This window comes from Kluyvera sp. Awk 3, assembly GCF_028069715.1.
Taxonomy (GTDB): domain Bacteria; phylum Pseudomonadota; class Gammaproteobacteria; order Enterobacterales; family Enterobacteriaceae; genus Kluyvera; species Kluyvera georgiana_A.
In genome coordinates, this window is sequence record NZ_JANEWH010000013.1 from 19085 (window position 1) to 39572 (window position 20488).

General features: G+C 55.9%; 18 protein-coding genes. 6 read left to right on the top strand and 12 right to left on the bottom strand.

Annotation, left to right across the window (positions count from 1 at the left end):
- Positions 1 to 8: 8 nt before the first annotated feature.
- The 5 genes from ubiB to udp all read right to left on the bottom strand — a co-directional run bounded on the left by ubiB (position 9) and on the right by udp (position 5435).
- Complete coding sequence (gene ubiB / locus NNN71_RS04855) at positions 9 to 1649, bottom strand: ubiquinone biosynthesis regulatory protein kinase UbiB (protein ID WP_271457997.1); 1641 nt, start codon at positions 1647 to 1649, stop codon at positions 9 to 11.
- Complete coding sequence (gene ubiJ, locus NNN71_RS04860) at positions 1646 to 2251, bottom strand: ubiquinone biosynthesis protein UbiJ (RefSeq protein WP_163448188.1); 606 nt, start codon at positions 2249 to 2251, stop codon at positions 1646 to 1648. Before ubiJ ends, ubiB begins: the two co-directional genes overlap by 4 nt.
- A 16-nt stretch (positions 2252 to 2267) precedes the next feature.
- On the bottom strand, positions 2268 to 3023 hold the full coding sequence (gene ubiE / locus NNN71_RS04865; protein ID WP_064546477.1) for a bifunctional demethylmenaquinone methyltransferase/2-methoxy-6-polyprenyl-1,4-benzoquinol methylase UbiE: 756 nt from the start codon (positions 3021 to 3023) through the stop codon (positions 2268 to 2270).
- A gap of 100 nt (positions 3024 to 3123) precedes the next feature.
- A complete protein-coding gene (gene rmuC, locus NNN71_RS04870; protein WP_271457998.1) occupies positions 3124 to 4533 on the bottom strand; it encodes a DNA recombination protein RmuC in 1410 nt (469 codons plus the stop codon).
- Positions 4534 to 4673: 140 nt separating this feature from the next.
- Positions 4674 to 5435, bottom strand: a complete 762-nt coding sequence (gene udp, locus NNN71_RS04875; RefSeq protein ID WP_064546475.1) for a uridine phosphorylase — start codon at positions 5433 to 5435, stop codon at positions 4674 to 4676.
- Between the two features lie 237 nt (positions 5436 to 5672).
- Here udp and NNN71_RS04880 point away from each other — a divergent pair, with 237 nt between their 5' ends.
- Both NNN71_RS04880 and NNN71_RS04885 read left to right on the top strand, forming a co-directional pair.
- Entirely contained in the window at positions 5673 to 6485 is an 813-nt protein-coding gene (locus NNN71_RS04880) for a dienelactone hydrolase family protein (protein ID WP_163448186.1), read from the top strand.
- Between the two features lie 433 nt (positions 6486 to 6918).
- Complete coding sequence (locus NNN71_RS04885) at positions 6919 to 8382, top strand: glycoside hydrolase family 1 protein (RefSeq protein WP_271457999.1); 1464 nt, start codon at positions 6919 to 6921, stop codon at positions 8380 to 8382.
- 50 nt (positions 8383 to 8432) lie between these two features.
- On the opposite strand, the gene metE is transcribed toward NNN71_RS04885, so the two are convergent.
- A complete protein-coding gene (metE, locus tag NNN71_RS04890; protein ID WP_271458004.1) occupies positions 8433 to 10694 on the bottom strand; it encodes a 5-methyltetrahydropteroyltriglutamate--homocysteine S-methyltransferase in 2262 nt (753 codons plus the stop codon).
- A 117-nt stretch (positions 10695 to 10811) separates the two neighbouring features.
- Here metE and metR point away from each other — a divergent pair, with 117 nt between their 5' ends.
- The gene (gene metR / locus NNN71_RS04895; RefSeq protein WP_163448184.1) at positions 10812 to 11765 is read left to right on the top strand and encodes an HTH-type transcriptional regulator MetR; all 954 of its coding nucleotides are present in this window, start codon (positions 10812 to 10814) and stop codon (positions 11763 to 11765) included.
- Here the strand turns inward: metR and NNN71_RS04900 are convergent.
- The 3 genes from NNN71_RS04900 to pldB form a co-directional block, all read right to left on the bottom strand.
- Positions 11653 to 12552 (bottom strand): carboxylate/amino acid/amine transporter, encoded by a 900-nt coding sequence (locus NNN71_RS04900; RefSeq protein WP_271458000.1) that lies wholly within the window; start codon positions 12550 to 12552, stop codon positions 11653 to 11655. The genes metR and NNN71_RS04900 overlap by 113 nt on opposite strands.
- Before the next feature lie 85 nt (positions 12553 to 12637).
- Positions 12638 to 13438: a sugar/pyridoxal phosphate phosphatase YigL gene (gene yigL / locus NNN71_RS04905; protein ID WP_163448182.1), complete on the bottom strand. Its 801-nt coding sequence runs from the start codon at positions 13436 to 13438 to the stop codon at positions 12638 to 12640.
- A 41-nt stretch (positions 13439 to 13479) separates the two neighbouring features.
- Positions 13480 to 14472 carry a lysophospholipase L2 gene (gene pldB, locus NNN71_RS04910; protein WP_163448181.1) on the bottom strand — a complete coding sequence of 331 codons (993 nt, stop codon included), beginning with the start codon at positions 14470 to 14472 and terminating at the stop codon, positions 13480 to 13482.
- Positions 14473 to 14581: 109 nt separating this feature from the next.
- Here pldB and rhtB point away from each other — a divergent pair, with 109 nt between their 5' ends.
- Both rhtB and NNN71_RS04920 read left to right on the top strand, forming a co-directional pair.
- Positions 14582 to 15202, top strand: coding sequence for a homoserine/homoserine lactone efflux protein (rhtB, locus tag NNN71_RS04915; RefSeq protein WP_064546461.1), 621 nt, complete (start codon positions 14582 to 14584; stop codon positions 15200 to 15202).
- Positions 15203 to 15356: 154 nt separating this feature from the next.
- Complete coding sequence (locus tag NNN71_RS04920; protein ID WP_271458001.1) at positions 15357 to 16253, top strand: Rpn family recombination-promoting nuclease/putative transposase; 897 nt, start codon at positions 15357 to 15359, stop codon at positions 16251 to 16253.
- A 47-nt stretch (positions 16254 to 16300) separates the two neighbouring features.
- Here the strand turns inward: NNN71_RS04920 and rhtC are convergent, their stop codons facing one another.
- The 3 genes from rhtC to pldA all read right to left on the bottom strand — a co-directional run bounded on the left by rhtC (position 16301) and on the right by pldA (position 19820).
- Positions 16301 to 16924, bottom strand: coding sequence for a threonine export protein RhtC (gene rhtC, locus NNN71_RS04925; RefSeq protein WP_065357470.1), 624 nt, complete (start codon positions 16922 to 16924; stop codon positions 16301 to 16303).
- An 81-nt stretch (positions 16925 to 17005) separates the two neighbouring features.
- Positions 17006 to 18835 carry an ATP-dependent DNA helicase RecQ gene (recQ, locus tag NNN71_RS04930; protein ID WP_163448178.1) on the bottom strand — a complete coding sequence of 610 codons (1830 nt, stop codon included), beginning with the start codon at positions 18833 to 18835 and terminating at the stop codon, positions 17006 to 17008.
- A gap of 118 nt (positions 18836 to 18953) precedes the next feature.
- Positions 18954 to 19820: a phospholipase A gene (pldA, locus tag NNN71_RS04935; RefSeq protein ID WP_163448177.1), complete on the bottom strand. Its 867-nt coding sequence runs from the start codon at positions 19818 to 19820 to the stop codon at positions 18954 to 18956.
- 161 nt (positions 19821 to 19981) lie between these two features.
- On the opposite strand from pldA, the gene yigI reads away from it, so the two are divergent.
- On the top strand, positions 19982 to 20449 hold the full coding sequence (gene yigI / locus NNN71_RS04940; protein ID WP_106929870.1) for an acyl-CoA thioesterase YigI: 468 nt from the start codon (positions 19982 to 19984) through the stop codon (positions 20447 to 20449).
- Positions 20450 to 20488 lie beyond the last annotated feature (39 nt).

The window sequence follows — 20488 nt, forward strand, 5'->3', positions numbered from 1 at the left end:
CGCATAATTCAGCGCGTCTTCCGCCATCCCACGAGCCATACCACCAGCCCTGCGGCCATAAGCCACGCGGGTGCCAGCCCCCATTCAGGGCGTTGAACCAGTAATACGGTACCGCTGAGGAGTAAAACCGCACCTATACCAAAGAGATAACGCGATTGCCCCTGACGGGTACGGTGCGTTGCCATCTCCTGAGAAAGCTTCTCAAGGCTAGCCTGTACCTGTTTGCTCTGACGCAGGCTGTCGTAGACTAACTCAGGCAATTCCGGCATTTTTTCAATCCAGAACGGCGCTTTTTCCTTCAGCGCGCGGAACAACGCCGGAATACCGACCTGATCCTTAATCCACGATTCGAGGAACGGTTTTGCCGTCTTCCATAAATCTAACTGAGGATAGAGCTGACGTCCTACCCCTTCTACGTAAAGTAATGTCTTTTGCAGTAACACGAGTTGTGGCTGCACTTCCATGTTGAAGCGCCGGGCGGTGTTAAACAGGTTCAGCAGCACGTGACCAAAGGAGATCTCCGCCAGCGGCTTTTCGAAAATCGGTTCGCAAACGGTACGAATCGCGAATTCAAACTCTTCGACGTTGGTGTCCGGCGGTACCCAGCCGGAATCGACGTGCAGTTCGGCCACCTTGCGGTAGTCGCGGTTGAAGAAGGCGATAAAGTTTTCCGCCAGATAGCGCTTGTCTTCTTTATTTAGCGAACCGACGATACCGCAGTCGATGCCAATATACTGGGGATCTTCCGGATGCTCATAGCTAACAAAGATGTTGCCAGGGTGCATATCGGCGTGGAAGAAGCTGTCGCGGAACACCTGGGTAAAGAACACCTGCACGCCGCGCTCGGCCAGCAGTTTCATGTTGGTATTCTGCTTCTCAAGCGTTTCGATGTCGGACACCGGAATGCCGTAGATGCGCTCCATCACCAGCATATCGACGCGACAGTAGTCGGAATACACCTCTGGCACGTACAGCATCGGGCTATTTTCAAAATTACGCCGCAGCTGGATGGCGTTCGCCGCTTCGCGCAGCAGGTTCAGCTCGTCGATCAGCGTTTTTTCATAGTCGCGCACCACTTCTACCGGGCGCAAACGACGACCGTCCGGCAGCAGGCGGGGAACCCAGCGCGCCAGGCGGTAAATCAGCTTCATATCGGCTTTGATGATCGGCAGGATATCCGGACGGATCACCTTGATAACCACCTCTTTGCCGTTCTCTTTCAGACGTGCGGTATGCACCTGGGCAATAGAGGCTGAAGCTAGCGGTTCAATGTCAAAATCGTCGAACCAGCTCTCGACGGGAATATCGCCCATCGATTTTTCAATCTGCTGCTTCGCCAGCTTGCCGTCAAACGGCGCAACGCGATCCTGCAGCAGGATTAATTGGTCGGCAATCTGCGGGGGGAAAAGGTCGCGACGGGTAGACAGCATTTGCCCGAACTTAATCCATACCGGGCCAAGCTCCTGTAACGCCAGCCGCAGACGTTCGCCCAGCGGCTTATCCTTGTGGCGATTTGGCATCCAGAACAGCAGCCGACGCCCCATACGCAGCGGCAGCGTGATACGCATTTTGGGAATGAGCTCATCAAGCCCGTAACTCAAAAAGGTGCGGATGATAAAATACAGGCGCCGTAATTCTCCTGGCGTCATTTCCCCTCCAGTTTTTCCAACCGTTTGGTCAGCGCCGCAAGCTCACGCTCCACCGCCGCCGTCTCTTCCGCAAACCAGGCGACTTCCAGCGCGCCCGGTGCCAGACGCCACTCTTCCGTCAGGGTTTCAGCCACATAGCGCTGCTGACGTGCCAGACCATGCTGTAAGAACTTCGCCCCGCCGCGCAGCAGTTTACTGACGCCTTCGGCGGCAATATCGCCTGTATACGGCGCCAGCAGTTCTGCCGGGTCAAACTCGGCGAGATCGGCCAACGACACCAGGTTTTGTACCACCTGGAGGTCGCCCTGCACTTCCAGATCGTTATTGCGGATAAGCGCGGTGAGCTGCTGGCGATTGCGCAACTGCGGCAACACGCTAACCCGGGTGATGACGGTGCAATCAGCCTCACCTTCCCACGCGCCCAGTACGTCAACCTGACGTTCACTGAAGACCAGCACCAGCGGCGAAGAAAACTCTTTCAGTTCAACGCGTAATACTTTCCCGATAAGACGCTGACGGGCAGGCTTTAACGCTTTTTCACGCCAGAGCAGCGCGTTTATGGCGGTTTCAATACTGCCGGTCATTAAGGGTTTTAAAGGCATAGCGGCCCCCCACTTATCAGAATTTATAGCCACGGTGCAGCGCGACAATCCCTGCCGTCAGGTTGTAGTAATCAACGTTTTCCAGCCCGGCGTTCTGCATCATCTCTTTCAGCGTGTCCTGATCCGGATGCATACGGATAGATTCCGCCAGATAGCGATAGCTGTCGGCATCATTAGCCACCGCTTCGCCAATACGCGGCAGAATGTGGAACGAATAGGCGTCGTAGGCTTTGCTCAGCGGGTCGAAAACCGGCTTGGAGAATTCGAGCACCAGCAGGCGTCCGCCCGGCTTCAGCACGCGGTACATGGAACGCAGCGCTTTGTCTTTGTCGGTGACGTTACGCAGACCGAAAGAGATGGTGATCAGGTCAAAGGTGTTATCCGGGAACGGCAGCGCTTCCGCGTTGGCCTGCACATATTCCACGTTGCCGACCACGCCGATATTGCGCAGCTTCTCACGCCCCATTTTCAGCATGGAGTCGTTGATGTCCGCCAGCACCACACGGCCGGTTTCACCCACCATGCGCGAGAATTTCGCCGTCAGGTCGCCGGTGCCGCCCGCCAGATCAAGAACCGTCTGTCCACGGCGCACGCCGCTGCAATCAATGGTAAAACGCTTCCATAGACGATGAATCCCGAATGACATCAGATCGTTCATTACATCGTATTTTGCGGCGACAGAATGGAATACATGCGCCACCATGTCTTCTTTCTGTGATTTGGCGATTGTCTGAAAGCCAAAGTGCGTCGTTTCTTGTGAATCCTCAACCATCTCTATGCCTGCTTATCAAGAAAATGTTCATGGAGTGTAACAGATTGGGCGCAATTGCCCTACGATTCCACCCCGTTACGAAATCCGTTCCGACGCCGGATTAACGGCGTTCTGCCGCTAACGGATTGTCATCATTCATGTCGGTGTCGTCACGCAGACGAAAATCATCGTCTTGCGCCGTCGCTTGCTCAACCAAATCCGGATTAATCTCGCGCTTCACCTCTACGCCAAGGTGGCGGAAGGCTTCAGCCTGCGTCAGCAGGTTGCCGCGCCCGCTGGTCAGTTTTTTCATCGCCTGACGGTAGTTATCCTGGGCTTTATCGAGGCTCTGGCCGATGGCCGACATGTCGTCCACGAAAAGGCGCATTTTGTCATATAAGCGGCTGGCACGTTCAGCAATATGTTGCGCATTGCGGCTTTGATGTTCATAGCGCCACAGGTTAGCAATGGTACGCAGCGCCACCAGCAGCGTGGTGGGGCTCACCAGCATAATGTTATTTTTCAGCGCTTCGCTGATCAGCTCTGGCTGCCTGTCCAGCGCCAGCAGGAACGCCGGCTCGACGGGGATAAACATCAGCACGTAGTCCAGCGAACGCAGGCCCGGCAACTGCTGGTAGTCTTTGCGCCCCAGCAGGCGAATATGGTTACGCACCGCGGCAATGTGTTCCTGCAACGCGACTTCGCGGGTATAGTCATCATCAGCGTTAAAGTAGCGCTCGTAGGCCACCAGCGTCATTTTGGCGTCGACCACCACGTCTTTGCGATGCGGCAGACGGACGATCACATCAGGCTGCATGCGCGAATTGGCATCGGTATTGATGCTCACCTGGGTTTCGTATTCGTGCCCTTCCCGCAGGCCGGAAGCCTCCAGCACGCGGGTCAGCACCACTTCGCCCCAGTTGCCCTGGGTTTTGTTGTCACCCTTCAGCGCTCGGGTCAGGTTGACCGCTTCCTGCGCCATCTGAGCGTTTAACTGCTGGAGGTTACGAATTTCGTGCGCCAGGGTGTGGCGTTCACGCGCCTCCTGGCCAAAGCTCTCCTGCACCTGGCGGCGAAAACCGTCGAGCTGCTCGCGCAGGGGCGTAAGCAGGCCGTGCAGACTCTGCCGGTTCTGTTCATCAACGCGGCGGTTGCTCTGTTCAAAGATGCGGTTGGCGAGGTTTTCAAACTGTTCGCTCAGGCGCTGCTCGCTGTTGAGCATCAGCCGATATTTTTCATCGCCGTGCTGGCGAGTGGTTTCCAGCAGCGTGGTCACTTCCCGGAGATCGACCTCCAGCGACGAGTTGATTTCCCGCAGGTTACGCAGCTCGTTATTGAGCAACTCACACTCTTCGCGCCAGTGGGCATTCTGGGCAATCTGCTGTTTCGCCGCGCTCAGCTCACCGTACACATCACGCTCTTCCGCTAACTGCTCCGCGCGCTGCTGCGCCACGCGATAGCTCGCCGCCAGCCAGCCAATCGCGATCCCCGCCAGCGCCACCAGCGCATAAATCACCACGGCAATATCCACAATGCCCCCTGCATAAACCGGTTATCTGCAAAAAATAGGATTGTGCTGTATAAACGTCCAGTTTTAAAGCAGTTTCCTGCGAGCGTCTACGCAAAAAGAAAAAGGCCGAACAAGTCGGCCTTTCGCAAAGGGAGGGGAAATTACAGCAGGCGGCGCGCCGCTTCCACCACGATTTTCACCGCGTGGCTTTCGGTCTGCTTCATGGTCTCTGCGTTTGGAATTTCCTGCTGGGTACGGTTAACGATAACGCCGGCAACCATCCCCGCACGCAGACCCTGACTGGAACACATGGTCAGCAGCGTGGCCGATTCCATTTCGTAGTTCATTACACCCATAGACTGCCACTCTTCCATGGAGCCTTTGAAGGCTTTCACCACGCGGCCAGAGAAGGTGTCGTAACGTTCCTGCCCCGGGTAGAAGGTGTCGGAAGAGGCGGTTACGCCCACGTGGGTGGTTGCACCCACAGATTTCGCCGCTTCAACCAGCGCGGTGGTACAAGCGAAATCAGCAACGGCCGGGTATTCCATCGGCGCAAAGTGCAGGCTCGCGCCGTCCAGACGGACGGAAGCGGTCGTCACCAGCACGTCACCGACGTTGATGTTCGGCTGAATCGCCCCGGTGGTGCCCACGCGCAGGAAGGTACGGATACCCAGTTGCGCCAGCTCTTCCACGGCGATAGACGTTGATGGGCCACCGATACCGGTAGAGCACACGATCACCGGCTTGCCGTCGAGTTCGGCACGCCAGGAGGTAAATTCACGATGAGATGCCAGTTTGACCGGCTTTTCCATCAGCGCGGCGATCTTTTCCACACGCTCCGGGTCACCAGGGACAATCGCTAACGTGGCCCCTTGTAAGTCATTTTTAGTGAGACCGAGATGAAAAACATCAGACTTGGACATAAAGAACTCCTCTGTGGTTCAGTTTTGTCAGAAGAAGCAAAAATGTACTTTATAGAAGACCACAACTCTTTTTCGTGATTACCATCACTAAGAATTAAAAATATTACATTAAATTCCACGCAATTAGTGATTCACATCACATTAACAAGTTATTGTTAATTCCTGCTGAACAAAAATGCGCCGCATTAAGGCACTGTAATTCGGCTATGCGTTCATTTAAAGGGTACGGAGAATGCCATGACAACCAACAAACAACCTGGATTTGCCCCGGCGGCTTCACCTCATGCCTCGACCATCGTTCATACGCCCGAAGAAGCGATTACGGCGGGAGAAACCTCCATTCCGTCACAAGGCGATCTGCTGCCCGCCTACCACGCTCGACCAAAACACAGCGATGCGCCGCTTCCGGTAATCATCGTAGTGCAGGAGATTTTTGGCGTCCACGAACACATCCGTGATATCTGCCGACGTCTGGCTCTGGAGGGGTATCTGGCCGTTGCGCCGGAGCTCTATTTCCGCCAGGGCGATCCGAACGATTATGACGACATTCCGTCGCTGTTCAGCGGTCTGGTCAGCAAAGTGCCCGACGCGCAGGTGCTGGCTGACCTCGATCATGTCGCCAGTTGGGCGGCCCGCAACGGCGGCGACGCCAACCGACTGGCAATTACCGGCTTCTGCTGGGGCGGGCGCATTGCGTGGCTGTACGCCGCGCATAACCCGCAGCTTAAGGCCGCTGTCGCCTGGTATGGCCGACTGGTGGGCGATAAATCGCTGAACAGCCCGAAACACCCGGTCGACGTGGCGGTTGATCTCAGCGCCCCGGTGCTCGGTCTGTACGGCGGCGAAGATACCGGCATTCCACTTGATACCGTGGAAACCATGCGCCATGCGCTACGTGCAGCGAACGCGAAAGCGGAAATCGTGGTTTATCCCGAGGCCGGGCACGCATTTAACGCCGATTACCGTCCCAGCTATCATGAAGAGTCAGCCAAAGATGGCTGGCAGCGCATGCTAGCGTGGTTCGCGCAGTACAACGGTAAAAAGGGTTAAGCCGCTCGCCGTTCAGCGTGGTAAGCACAGGCGTATCACGATGCTCCACAGGCAAGACCTGAAGTCGATCTTCTCTTTCAAGAGACGTTCGGCTTCAGGTCTTTTTTGCTCTGCTGGCAGGGACCCGACATCACCCCTTTACAGACGGCACTGGATATCATCGCCCTGGTGGGCGGCGCGGCAAGACTGCCAAAAAAGCGGCTCCGCTCACGTTTATTCGCCCCGTTGAAGGGCAAATTATTCCCCTGAAAAAGTTAACGACGATGTTTTCTCTCGCAAAATCATCTCCTCCACAGGGGCCTGCGAGCGGGACGGTGACCCACATGTTTGTGATGGTGGTAACCAACAGCGAACGCTTCACACTGTCGCAGAACGGCCACGACGAAAAACATTCCAACCCGCAGATTATTATGACGCTTAAGGAGTTCGTGTAATGGCAAAATCTCTCTCGTTTCCGCAGGGGTTTTTATGGGGCGGCGCGATCGCCGCAAATCAGGCCGAAGGGGCATGGAACGTGGCGGGTAAAGGGCCATCGGTCGCCGATGCCATCTCCTGGAAACCCAACCTGTCGCTGAAGGACTATGCCGGCCACGCTGCTCTGACGGATGAAAACGTACAGGATGCGCTGCTGGGCCGAAACGATGCGTTGTATCCGAAACGTCGCGGCATTGATTTTTATCATCACTATAAAGAGGATATCGCGCTGTTCGCCGAAATGGGCTTTAAGGTTCTGCGCGTCTCCATCGCTTGGTCGCGCATCTTCCCCACCGGCGAAGACGCCGAGCCGAACGAGGCGGGGCTGCAATTTTATGAAGACCTGTTCCGTGAGCTGCGCCGCCATCACATCGAGCCGCTGGTTACGCTTTCGCACTATGAAATGCCGCTGGCGCTCAGTGAAGAGTATAACGGTTGGGTGCACCGAAACGTCGTGGATGCCTTCGTACGCTTCAGCAAGGTGTGCTTCGAGCGCTATAAAGATCTGGTGCGCTACTGGCTGACGTTTAACGAAATCGACAGTATTCATCGCCACCCGTTTACCACCGCCGGGATCCGCGAAGAGAAAAGCGCGCCGGGCAAGGCAAAACAAGATATCTACCAGGCACTACATCACCAGTTTGTCGCGTCCGCGCTGGTCACCCGCGACTGCCATGCAATTATCCCCGGTAGCAAGGTCGGCTGCATGCTGACCAAGCTCACCACCTATCCGCACAGCTGCCGCCCGGAGGATGTCGAGTCGACGCTGAAGAAGAATCTCGAAAATTACTTCTATGCCGACGTACAGGTGTTTGGCGAATATCCGCCGCTGATCCTGCGCGATCTTGAACGTCGCGGCATTGAGATTGTCATGCATGATGAAGATCGCCACATTTTAAAACAGCATACCGTCGATTTCGTCTCTTTTAGCTACTACATGTCGATGACCGAATCAACGCAGCCCGATGCTGAACGTATTCCCGGCAACACCGTGCTGGGCGTGAAAAATCCCTACCTGCCCGCCTCGGAATGGGGCTGGCAGATTGACCCCCTTGGCCTGAAAATTTCGCTGCTTGAGCTGTATGACCGCTACCAGAAGCCGCTATTTATCGTTGAAAATGGCCTGGGCGCGAAAGACGTGGTGGTGGACGGTAAAATTCACGATGATTACCGCATCGACTATTTCCGCGCCCACTTTGAGCAAACGTTGGCCGCCATTCATGAAGGGGTGGAGGTGATGGGATTCACCACCTGGGGCTGCATCGATATCATCAGCGCTGGCACGTCGCAGATGTCAAAACGTTACGGTTTTATCTATGTTGATCAGGACGACGAAGGCAACGGATCTCTCCAGCGTCTGCGCAAAGACTCTTTCTGGTGGTATCAGAGAGTGATTGCCAGCAATGGCGCTGACATGAGCTAAGCGACCTGCCGGTTGATGGACGGGCAGGCATAACGCCTGCCCGCCGTGACTTACGCCTGACGCAGATTCTGCGCCGCTTTGACCATGTTAGCCAGCGCCGCCCGCGTTTCCGGCCAGCCGCGAGTTTTCAGACCGCAATCCGGATTCACCCACAGACGCTCAGCGGGAATACGCTGCTCGGCTTTCTTCAGCAGGGCTTCAATCCACTCCACGCTCGGGACATTCGGCGAGTGTATGTCGTAGACGCCCGGCCCGATTTCGTTCGGATAGTCGAACTCTTCAAACGATTCCAGCAGTTCCATGTCGGAGCGTGAGGTCTCAATGGTGATCACATCCGCGTCCAGCGCGGCAATGGAATCCATGATGTCATTGAACTCGCAGTAACACATGTGGGTGTGGATCTGGGTTTCGTCCTTCGCCACCGCCGCGTTAATGCGGAAGGCTTCCACGCCCCACGCCAGATACGCGGCCCAGTCGCTGCGACGCAGCGGTAGACCTTCGCGCAGCGCCGGTTCGTCAATCTGAATAATACCGATGCCCGCAGCTTCCAGATCCGCCACTTCATCACGCAGCGCCAGCGCAATCTGCTTCGCGATGGTTTCACGCGTCACGTCTTCGCGCGGGAAGGACCAGCAGAGAATGGTCACCGGACCAGTCAGCATGCCTTTTACCGGTTTGTCGGTCAGTGACTGCGCGTACTTCGCCCACTCAACAGTAATTGCTTCCGGGCGGCTGACGTCGCCAATCACCACCGGCGGCTTCACGCAGCGAGAGCCGTAGCTCTGTACCCAACCGTTTTGGGTAAAGACGAAACCGTCCAGGTGTTCACCAAAATATTCCACCATGTCGTTACGCTCGGCTTCACCGTGCACCAGCACATCGAGCCCCAGACGTTCCTGTTCAACGATCGCTTGTTTGATATGCTCCGCAATACCGGTGCGATAGTGGGCAGCATCAAGATTGCCTTTTTTGAAGTCCAGACGCAGGCCGCGAATTTCGGTAGTTTGCGGAAATGAGCCGATAGTCGTGGTCGGCCATGCCGGCAGATTAAAACGGGCACGCTGTGCCTCGGCACGAACCGGGTAAGCGTTGGCGCGCTGGCTGTCCTGGGCGGTGATCGCCGCCAGACGTTTTTCCACTGCGGCGTTGTGTACGCGGGTAGAGTGACGACGCGCCTGGATCGGTGCGCTCCATTCCACAATTGCCGCCGTATCGCCGCTGTTCAACGCATCGCGCAGCAGCGCCAGCTCGCCACATTTTTGCAGCGCGAAGGCAAACCAGCTCTTCACTTCTGCATCAAGGCGGGTTTCCACGCTGAGATCGATTGGGCTGTGCAGCAGAGAGCAGGAGGAAGCCACCCACAGGTCACGTTTGCCGACGATATCTTTAATTTGCGCATATTTTTCGCTGAGATCGGCACGCCAGACGTTGCGACCGTTCACCAGACCCGCTGACAGCAGCCAGTCGGCAGGCAGACGTTTATGCAGCTCGGCGACATCATCTTTGCCGTGCACGAAGTCAACGTGCAGCCCCTGCACCGGCAGCGCGGTAATGGTATCCAGGTTTGGCGTTACACCTTCGAAGTAGGTGGTCAGTAGCAGCTTCACCTGGCCTTGCAGGGCGTCATAAGCCGGTTTAAAAGCATCCAGCCACGCTTGCGGCAGCTCCAGTACCAGCGCAGGTTCATCAATCTGCACCCACTCAATACCGCGTTTCGCCAACTCAGCCAGCACCTGCTGGTAAACCGGCAGAATATCGTTCAACAGACTCAGGCGGTCAAACGGTTCACCCTTCACTTTCCCCAGCCACAGATAAGTGACCGGCCCCAGCAGCACAGGCTTGACCTTGTGACCGAGCGCCAGCGCTTCGTCCACTTCATCCAGCAGTTGGGTCCAGGTCAGTTTGAACTGCTGACCTTTGGTGAACTCCGGCACCATGTAGTGATAGTTGGTGTTAAACCATTTGGTCATTTCTGCCGCCGCCGCGGGTTCCCCCGTTGGTGCGCGGCCACGGCCAATGCGGAATAAGGTGTCGATATCGACAGAGCCATCTTGATTCTGATGACGAAGCGGAACGTTGCCGAGCAACAGGCTGGTGGTCAGCACGTGATCATACCAGGCGAAATCGCCCACCGGCAGCAAGTCAACGCCCGCCTGCTTCTGCTGATCCCAGTGGCGGGCACGCAGCTCGCGGCCTACAGCCAGCAGTTCTTCACGGGAGGCGTTACCCGCCCAGTAGCTTTCTTGCGCTTTTTTTAGCTCGCGACGCAGGCCAACGCGAGGAAAACCGAGGGTGTGGTTCAGGATAGTCATCATATGCCTCTCATGGATTTTTTGTGTTTTAGCCGTCCAGATGTTTACACATCCATAATGTGAATGTACTGTATAATCCTCAAGCGCAAATTGTTCATGCCGAAGTGAAGGACTTTCATGATTGAAATTAAACATCTGAAAACGCTCCAGGCGTTGCGGAGCTGCGGGTCGCTCGCAGCAGCAGCGGCGACGTTGCATCAGACGCAATCCGCCCTCTCCCACCAGTTCAGCGATCTGGAGCAGCGCCTCGGCTTTCGACTTTTTGTCCGCAAGAGCCAGCCACTACGGTTTACGCCGCAGGGCGAGATTCTGCTGCAACTGGCCAATCAGGTGTTGCCACAAATTACCCAGGCGCTTCAGGCCTGTAACGAACCGCAGCAGGCAACGCTGCGCATCGCCATTGAGTGCCATAGCTGTATTCAATGGCTGACGCCCGCGCTGGAAAACTTCCATAAGCAGTGGCCACAGGTGGAGATGGATTTTAAGTCCGGCGTCACCTTCGACCCACAGCCGGCGCTACAACAAAGCGAACTGGATATCGTGCTGACCTCCGATATTCTGCCGCGCAGCGGTCTGCACTATTCGCCGATGTTTGATTATGAAGTGCGCCTGATTCTGGCGCCGGATCACCCATTAGCGGCCAAAGCACGCATTACGCCAGAAGATTTGGCGGCAGAAACGCTGTTGATTTATCCGGTACAGCGTCAGCGTCTGGATATCTGGCGTCATTTCCTCCAGCCAGCAGGTATTAGCCCACAGCTGAAAAGCGTGGATAACACGTTACTGCTGATTCAGATGGTGGCCGCGCGGATGGGCATTGCCGCCCTGCCGCACTGGGTGGTGGAGAGTTTTGAGCGCCAGGGTCTGGTGGTGACCAAAACCCTGGGCGAAGGTCTATGGAGCCGACTGTACGCCGCCGTGCGCGATGGCGAGCAGCGTCAGCCGGTGATGGATGCGTTTATTCGTTCAGCACGGAACCACGCTTGCGATCATCTGCCGTTTGTGAAGAACGCGGAGCGACCCAGTGCCGATGCACCCACAGCGAGGCCAGGATCACAGCCGCACCTGTGAGGAAGCTCGGCCAGTGAGGCTGTTGGTGCCAGATTGCCAGGTTAACCAGCAGCCCCGCAGGCACATGCATATTGTTCATAATCCCTAAGGTGCCCGCATCCACCTGCGTGGCGCCGTAGTTCCACATAAAGTAACCAATCCCCGACGCAACGACGCCCAGGAATACCAGAATTCCCCACTGCGGCAGGGTTTGCGGCATTTTCTGCGCGTTGCCGAGCAGCATCCAGGCCACCGCCGCGACCAGAAACGCCCCGAGATAAAACCAGGCAAAGGCGTTATGCTGCGGCATCGGTCGGGTCTCCATCAGGCGTTTATAGCCCACCATACCGATGGCAAAGACGATGTTCGATAACTGCACGAGAATCAGACCGGTCCAGAAGTGGCTGGTGATGTGGTCGTAACGAATAATGCCCGCGCCGATCACCGCCAGCAGTGCGCTAAAAGCGTAGCTCCAGCGCAGACGGCGCCCACTCATCAGGTCATAAATCAGCGTGATATAGAGCGGCGTCAGCACGGTAAACAGCAGCAGCTCGGAGACCGTCAGATAGAGATAGGCATGGAAGCTCAGCATGTACATGATGCCCAGCTGCATCGCCCCCACCAGCATATATAGCCCGACGGTTTTCAGGCTGTGTCCGCGCGTACGCAGGAACGGCAGGAACACCAGCGCTGCCAGGCCCACGCGCACCAGCACCGCAAAATAGCTGTCCACATGCCCGGCAAGGTATTCGCCGTAAAAGCTGAACGAAAAGGCCCACAGAATCGTAGTAATAATCAGGAGCGCCACAATGAATGTCCGATTGGAAAATGAACATGCATTGTAGCGGAGTTGGAGGTTGACAACTGACCACTAAATAGCCAGTCGTCAATTTTTATCGCAGGTACATATCGCGCAGGTAGTGCGGTACCGCATCATCGGCGTTTGACCCGATCACTTCGAGGTCCGGATGCAGATCCTTCAGACGCTGGTGCGCGCCCGCCATGATGCAGCCTTTACCCGCCATCGACAGCATTTCGGCATCATTCATGCCATCGCCAAAGGCGATACAGTCTTTCAGCGTATAGCCCATCGCCTTCGCCACCGCTTCCAGCGCGTGACCTTTCGACACGCCTCCCGCCATCACTTCCAGACAGGTCAGCGTCGAGAAGCTCACGTTCACGCGGTCTCCCCAACGGGCGTTGATCGCCTGCTCCAGCGGCAGCAGCGTTTCGTGGTCGTTGCAGGTGAAGAACACCTTGCTCACACCTTCCGGTTCCAGAAGACCCGGTTCATACAGGGTGTAGTTGAATACCGCTTCTTTGAAGAAACGCATCTCTTCCGGACGATGGCGGTTCATAAACCATTCGTCATCACGATAGACATTAGTCACGATATCCGGGTTGGCATTGACGATGCCGAAGAGATCGGCCGCGATATCGCGATCGAGGTTGTGAGCGAAGACCTGCTTGCCGTCGGCATCGTGCACGCGCGCGCCGTTGGAGGTAATCATGTAGGATTTGATCCCCAGATTATCGCGAATCTGGCCGACGTCAATGTAGTGACGGCCAGTGGCGAACACGAAGTTCAGGCCACGCTCGGTCAGTAGCTTCAAGGTCTCTTTAGCGTACGGCGTTAAGTGGTGGTCAGGAGAGAGTAAGGTGCCATCTAAATCAGATGCGACTACCTGGTACATATTCGAATTTAACCTCTAAAAAGTGCGGCGCTGGCGCCGAATTAAGGGTGTCGACCAAAAAAATCGACGATGGCATTGAGTGCTACTGAGCGCATAGCGTCCTTTTCAAAAAGGATCTCATGATAGGCGCCTTCGATGACCAGCGGTTTACCGCCCTCACAAGGGTGGCCCGCCTCCGCGCGAAGGGCGCAGTAACGATCGTGCATGCGGTTATCCACCACGCGTTCTTCTTCTGCCTGAATCAGCAGCACAGGAAACGCGTCGTTTGCAGCGTCGGCAAGGATCTGTTCTCCTGCCAGAATGCCTTCTCTGACCCAGTGGTACGTCGGCCCGCCCACGCGCAGCCGGGGTTCATCGGCGTAAAAACGCACGTTGCGACGATAACGTTCGCGGCTATGGGTCAATACGTTAAGGCTAAACGGCAGCGCGTGCCATCGGCCTGTTCCCATTGCATACCCTTCACGAAGACGCTGATGGCCCTCAGCCCAATCGAGAAGCGGCCGCACAACCCATTCTGGCAGACGCATGATAATACCGAACATCGGCGCACAAAGCGCGAGGGCATCACAGCCCTGCGGATTGCGCTGTAAAAACTGCGTCGCAATCGCCCCTCCCATGGAATGGGCGAGAATAAACCGCTGACGCCAACGCCCCTGCATAACCTCTTGCTGCCAGAAGGCGGCAAGATCGTCGACGTAGTCGCTGAATTTCGCCACGTGGCCACGATGGGTGTCGGACAACATACGCCCGGAACGCCCCTGGCCGCGGTGGTCGATAATCAGGACATCAAAACCGCTGTGGAAAAGATCGTATGCCAGTTCAGCATACTTCACGTAGCTTTCAATTCGCCCCGGGCAAACCACGATAACCCGGTCGTGCGCGGGCAAGCTGAAACGTACGAATCGTACCGGAACGCGATCGACGCCGACAAACTCCGCCTCTTCCCGTCCACGCCAGAAATCCATCAACGGGCCGGTGGTAAACGCAGCAAACGCGTTTTCTCTTGTATTCCAATCCTTTTGCTGTTGAAACATCGGGCTTCCACCCCTGTTAACCGCTGAAAATTGTTTTTTCGTGACGTCTCACACAACGTCTGGACAATAGCGTATTGTGGCATAAAAACAGACAATCAGGGAGTTTCTCATGACCTTCGAATGGTGGTTCGCCTACCTGCTAACATCCATAATTCTTAGCCTCTCACCGGGCTCAGGGGCGATCAATACGATGACCACCTCCATCAATCACGGCTACCGCGGCGCAGCGGCATCAATTGCCGGGTTGCAGGCCGGGTTGGCTATCCATATCGTGTTGGTAGGTATCGGTCTGGGCACCCTGTTCTCCCGCTCGGTGCTGGCCTTTGAAGTACTGAAATGGGCGGGCGCGGCATATCTTATCTGGCTGGGTATCCAGCAGTGGCGCGCGGCAGGCTCTATTGACCTGAAAACGCTGGCCAAAACGCAATCGCGCGGCAAGCTGTTCCAGCGCGCGGTGTTCGTTAACCTGACCAACCCAAAGAGCATTGTGTTCCTGGCTGCGCTGTTCCCCCAGTTTATCGTGCCGCACCAGCCGCAGGTGATGCAGTACCTCGTCCTTGGGGTCACCACCATCGTGGTCGACATCATTGTGATGATCGGCTACGCCACGCTGGCGCAGCGCATTTCGGCATGGATTAAAGGGCCGAAACAAATGAAGGCGCTGAATAAGGTGTTCGGTTCGCTGTTTATGCTGGTTGGCGCGCTGCTGGCTTCGGCAAGACATGCGTGAAAGCCGCTCGCAGTTTTTTGTCATCAACGTTGCCAGCCGACAAATTGGCACGAGGCCGCACGCATAGCCGAAAACGGTTTTAGATCTCCGCTATTGGCGCGGACGCGTCAGTGCCAGAATGCCGCCAGACCTTCTCATTCAAGGATGACGAACGATGGCGGAAGCTGCCTCACCGCATGGTGCGGTCTTCAAAACGTTTCTTTCCCGCGTGGAAACCGCGCGGGATTTTATCGAAATTCACCTACCGCCAGCGCTGATAAAACTATGCAAACTGGAGACGCTGCGCTTAGAGTCAGGGAGTTTTATTGAAGACGACCTGCGTCCTTACTTCAACGATATTATCTATTCCCTGCAAACCACAACCGGGCGCGGCTATATCCATGTTCTTATCGAGCACCAGAGCTCGCCGGACAAACATATGGCTTTTCGCTTGCTACGCTACGCCGTAGCGGCGATGCAGCAGCATCTCAATGCAGGTCATAAGAAACTACCGTTGGTCATCCCTATTCTGTTCTATCACGGCAAGCGCAGCCCCTATCCCTGGACGCTGAACTGGCTGGATGAATTTCACGATCCGAATGCGGCGCGCCAGCTTTACAGCCATGCTTTTCCACTCGTCGATATCACTACCATTCCTGACGAAGAAATTATGCAACATCGCAGTATGGCCGCGCTTACGCTAGTCCAAAAGCATATCCGTCTCCGGGACATGGCGCAGTTGGAGGACAAACTCGCCAGTTTGTTCGTATCAGGACTGTTAAGCGGACAACAAATAATCGTCCTGGTAAACTACATGGTGCGGGCGGGACAAGCTCGAAACGTTCAGAAACTATTGTATGGGCTGGCACAGCGCGTGCCGGAGCATGGAGATAAATTCATGACCATGGCAGAAGAGTTGAAGATGATTGGGCGAAAGGAAGGTATTCAGGAAGGTAAATTTGCCGCCATGCAGGATGTTGCAAAAGCAATGCTAGCTAAAGGTCTAGACAATAGCATGATCATGGAAATTACCGGCCTTTCAGTGGATGAGCTACAGCAGCTCAAGCGCTGAAATAACGCAGCCCACCCGGAAACACGTCGTCGAGTGGGCCAACATGGTTAGCGCGAAATAATCAAATGAATGCCAAACCCGGCAAACAATGTCCCTGCCACGCCGTCAATCCACTTCGCCGCGCGCTGATAGCCGCGACGCATCGCCGGCAGCGCAAACAGGCTGGCAACCACGGTGAACCACGCCAGCGTTTCCAGGATAATTAACAGGAAAATGCCCCAGCGAGCCCCGGCACCGACGCTGTCGCCGACGAACAGTGAGAACACCGAGCCAAAGTAGATAATCGCTTTCGGATTCGCCAGGTTGGTCAGCAGCCCCTTCATAAAGCTGCGTCCACCCTGCGCCAGTTCAACCTGCGGTTCGGATTCCGTCGATGCTTTCTCTTTCTTCAACGCCCCGCGCAGCATCTGGTAGCCCATCCAGCACAGATACAGGCCGCCCCCGACCATGATAATGGTATGCAGCCACGCCATCTTCTCGATAATTAAATGCAGGCCAAGCAGCGCCACGCCCGCCCAGACCATAACGCCGCAGGTAATCCCCAGCACGCCCATCATCGCCTCTTTACGCGAGCGGCTGACAGCAGTCTGCGAGACAAAAAAGAAGTCTGGACCCGGGCTCATCAACGCAATGATGTGCACCAGCGCCACGGTAAGAAATAGCGTTATCATGATAGACCTACCCAACGGGACGATAAATTCGCGGAAAATAGTACAGTGAGTGACTATCCTGACACTTTTTCCGTCAACTGACTACTCTTCATCGTCACCATCAACGTGAGCGCGAATCAGCGCCAGGAACTCGCGGCCAAAACGCTCAAGCTTACGCGTTCCCACGCCGTTGACGCTGAGCATATCGCTCGGCGAAACCGGCATCTGCTCGGCCATTTCAATCAAGGTCGCATCGTTAAAGACAACGTACGGTGGGATATTTTCTTCATCGGCAATGGCTTTACGCAGCTTGCGCAGCTTGGCGAACAGCTGCTTGTCATAGTTGCCGACCGCCGCTTTCTGCATCACGCGCGGCTTCAGCGCCACAATACGCGGCACGGCAAGCTGCAGCGGCGCTTCACCGCGCAGCACCGGGCGCGCGGCATCCGTGAGCTGGAGAGCTGAGTGTTGGGCGATATTTTGCGTGACAAAGCCTAAGTGGATCAGCTGGCGAATGACGCTAACCCAATGCTCATGGCTTTTATCACGCCCCATCCCGTAGACCTTCAGCTTATCGTGGCCGAACTCGCGGATACGCTGACTGTTCGCGCCGCGAATCACCTCCACCACGTAGCCCATGCCAAAGCGCTGGTTCACCCGGCCAATGGTCGACAGCGCAATCTGCGCATCCTGCACGCCGTCGTACTGCTTTGGCGGGTCGAGGCAGATATCGCAGTTGCCGCACGGCTCCTGACGCCCTTCGCCGAAGTAATTCAGCAGCACCAGGCGACGGCAGGTTTGCGCTTCGGCAAAAGCCCCCATCGCATTAAGCTTATGCCGCTCGATATCCTGCAGCATGCCTTCTGGCTTTTCTTCCAGACAGCGGCGCAGCCATGCCATATCCGCCGGATCGTAAAACAGCATCGCCTCCGCAGGCAGGCCATCACGCCCGGCGCGGCCAGTCTCCTGATAGTAGGATTCGATGTTGCGAGGAATATCAAAGTGCACCACAAAGCGCACGTTAGGCTTGTTGATGCCCATACCAAACGCGACGGTCGCGACCACGATTTGCAGGTCATCGCGCTGGAATTTCTCCTGCACGTCAGCGCGCACGTCATTTTCCAGCCCGGCATGATAGGCTCCGGCGCTAATTCCCCGGCTTTGCAGACGCGCGGCGGTGTCCTCCACCTTCGAGCGGCTATTACAGTAGATAATGCCGGATTTACCGCGCTGCTCCTGCACATAGCGCATCAGCTGGTCGAGCGGCTTAAACTTCTCCATCAGCATGTAGCGAATGTTAGGCCGGTCAAAGCTACTGATTTGAATCAGGGGATCGTTAAGCCCCAGCAGACGCACGATATCGCTGCGGGTGGTGTCGTCGGCGGTGGCAGTCAGCGCCATAAATGGCAGCGCCGGGAAGCGCTGGCGCAGGTGTCCCAGGGCGGCGTATTCCGGACGGAAGTCGTGTCCCCACTGCGAAATACAGTGCGCTTCATCGACCGCCAGCATCACCGGGTTCCAGTGCGCCAGATGCTCAAGGAAATTATCCAGCATCAGGCGTTCGGGGGCGATATAGAGCAGGCGAATCTGCCCGGTGCGGCAGCCGGCCATCACCTCTTGCTGCTGTTCACGGGTCTGCGTGGAGTTAATGCACGCCGCCGCCACGCCGTTTGCCAGCAGCTGATCGACCTGGTCTTTCATCAGCGAGATCAGCGGTGAAACCACCACCGTCAGGCCGTCCATTACCAGCGCAGGAATCTGATAACAAAGGGATTTTCCGCCGCCAGTCGGCATCACGACCAGGCAGTCGCGTCCGCTGAGCACGGTATCGATGATGGTCTCCTGGCCCGGGCGGAATTGCTGATAGCCAAAGGTCTCCTGCAAAACCTGTTTAGCCAGCGATTCCTGATTGATAACTTCCGCCTGTGCCACGTTGACCCCATTTACCTGAAAATAAAAACAGGCGCTATTTTCAGCGCCTGCGTGCCAAACTGCAATGTTTTAGACGAAATCCTTCGGTCATGCTCGCAACAAACCGTCGGATACCCTGTTAAAACAGGTCGTTAAGCATCACACCCACCCCAACGCGGGTTTGGTTGAAGTTGTAATCAATAAGCGATTCACCGTAGCCGCTGTAGACCTGAGTATAGACGCGCACATGTTTACTGATGGGGTAGCTGACGCCCAGTTCCGCGCCGCCGTAGCCGGTGTTCCAGTTGTACTGGCCTTGCGCGCTCAGCACCGCATCGCCTAACTGATAACCAATTTTCAGCCGGTAGTATCCCATATATTTGGTGATATCCGGATTATCGTCGGTTTCGCCGATCACATACCAGGGTTTGACTTCCACCAGCCAGTTGCCGTTTTGCGCCATCAGCCGCGTATACAGGCGATTCCAGCTGCGCGAGGTCGGGTCAGAGCGGCCATTCGAGTCATGGTTAAAACCGAACTCTACGTCTCGCAGCGTCCAGCCGGCAAAGCGATAGTCGGTGGCAAAGCCGAGGAACATCTGCGGCTCGTAGTTGGTTTCGCGGAACGGTGCAGATTCGCCGCTGTTAGAAAGCTGCCACCAGGAGCGCTGCGTGTAGGACGCCGCCAGCACCGAGTTATCTCCCAGGATGCCGCGCCACAGCGGGAAAGCCAGGCTCAGCTGAAACTTCACCTCGTCCTTACGCGCGTTCTCAGCCCAGTCGTAGGAGCGAATCGCCTCTTTATTGAGGTCGCTGGTCCAGGTATACAGCAGATAGTTGCTTTCATAAGGGTAGAGCGTGAACGGATTGTCATGCTCCTGCAGCAGGTTGGCAATAATACTGCCACGCACCGCCGGCACATCATGTACTTCCTTAATCGTCGCTTCCTGCGCCAGCGCCGAGGCAGGCAGCAGCAACGCCAGTAACCCACTCCTTGAGAATCGCATCAGTCACTTTCCCCTGAGATATATAAAAACAATGAATAACAAAATGACATTCATTCTACCTTTTTACGTTGTTCTTGCTCATCAAACCTTTCCGAAAGTAGAAATCAACATTCATTCGGCATAAAATCAACATTTCATTAACAAACAAAAGTAAGGTCATTATGTCTGCCGAACTCACCGCCGCCGACGCACTCAAGCTGGTTGGGGAAATCTTTGTCTACCATATGCCGTTTAACCGCGCGCTGAATCTGGAGCTGGAAGTCTACGAAAAAGCCTTTGCGCAGCTGAGCTTTAACAATCAACCGATGATGGTAGGAAACTGGGCGCAAAGCATTCTGCACGGCGGTGTGATCGCCTCAGCGCTGGACGTTGCCGCCGGGCTGGTGTGCGTAGGCAGCACGTTGACGCGTCACGACACCATTAATGAAGACGAGCTGCGCCAGCGGCTGTCGAAAATGGGCACCATCGATCTACGCGTCGACTATCTGCGTCCAGGTCGCGGCACGCGCTTTACCGCCAGCAGTACGCTGCTGCGCGCCGGGAACAAGGTTGCCGTGGCGCGCGTTGAGCTACACAACGAAGAGAAAACGCATATTGCCAGCGCGACGGCGACTTATATGGTGGGATAACCGCCAGAATCGCGTAACATTACATGACTTTTTCGTAAT

Bases quoted from the DNA above. Each gene is read 5' to 3' on its own strand.
- ubiB (WP_271457997.1), bottom strand. From the start codon at position 1,649: ATGACGCCAGGAGAATTACGGCGCCTGTATTTTATCATCCGCACCTTT.
- ubiE (WP_064546477.1), bottom strand. From the start codon at position 3,023: ATGGTTGAGGATTCACAAGAAACGACGCACTTTGGCTTTCAGACAATC.
- pldA (WP_163448177.1), bottom strand. From the start codon at position 19,820: ATGCGATTCTCAAGGAGTGGGTTACTGGCGTTGCTGCTGCCTGCCTCG.
- metR (WP_163448184.1), top strand. From the start codon at position 10,812: ATGATTGAAATTAAACATCTGAAAACGCTCCAGGCGTTGCGGAGCTGC.
- rhtC (WP_065357470.1), bottom strand. From the start codon at position 16,924: ATGATAACGCTATTTCTTACCGTGGCGCTGGTGCACATCATTGCGTTG.
- NNN71_RS04920 (WP_271458001.1), top strand. From the start codon at position 15,357: ATGGCGGAAGCTGCCTCACCGCATGGTGCGGTCTTCAAAACGTTTCTT.
- NNN71_RS04885 (WP_271457999.1), top strand. From the start codon at position 6,919: ATGGCAAAATCTCTCTCGTTTCCGCAGGGGTTTTTATGGGGCGGCGCG.
- pldB (WP_163448181.1), bottom strand. From the start codon at position 14,472: ATGTTTCAACAGCAAAAGGATTGGAATACAAGAGAAAACGCGTTTGCT.
- yigL (WP_163448182.1), bottom strand. From the start codon at position 13,438: ATGTACCAGGTAGTCGCATCTGATTTAGATGGCACCTTACTCTCTCCT.
- rhtB (WP_064546461.1), top strand. From the start codon at position 14,582: ATGACCTTCGAATGGTGGTTCGCCTACCTGCTAACATCCATAATTCTT.
- udp (WP_064546475.1), bottom strand. From the start codon at position 5,435: ATGTCCAAGTCTGATGTTTTTCATCTCGGTCTCACTAAAAATGACTTA.
- ubiJ (WP_163448188.1), bottom strand. From the start codon at position 2,251: ATGCCTTTAAAACCCTTAATGACCGGCAGTATTGAAACCGCCATAAAC.
- yigI (WP_106929870.1), top strand. From the start codon at position 19,982: ATGTCTGCCGAACTCACCGCCGCCGACGCACTCAAGCTGGTTGGGGAA.
- metE (WP_271458004.1), bottom strand. From the start codon at position 10,694: ATGACTATCCTGAACCACACCCTCGGTTTTCCTCGCGTTGGCCTGCGT.
- NNN71_RS04880 (WP_163448186.1), top strand. From the start codon at position 5,673: ATGACAACCAACAAACAACCTGGATTTGCCCCGGCGGCTTCACCTCAT.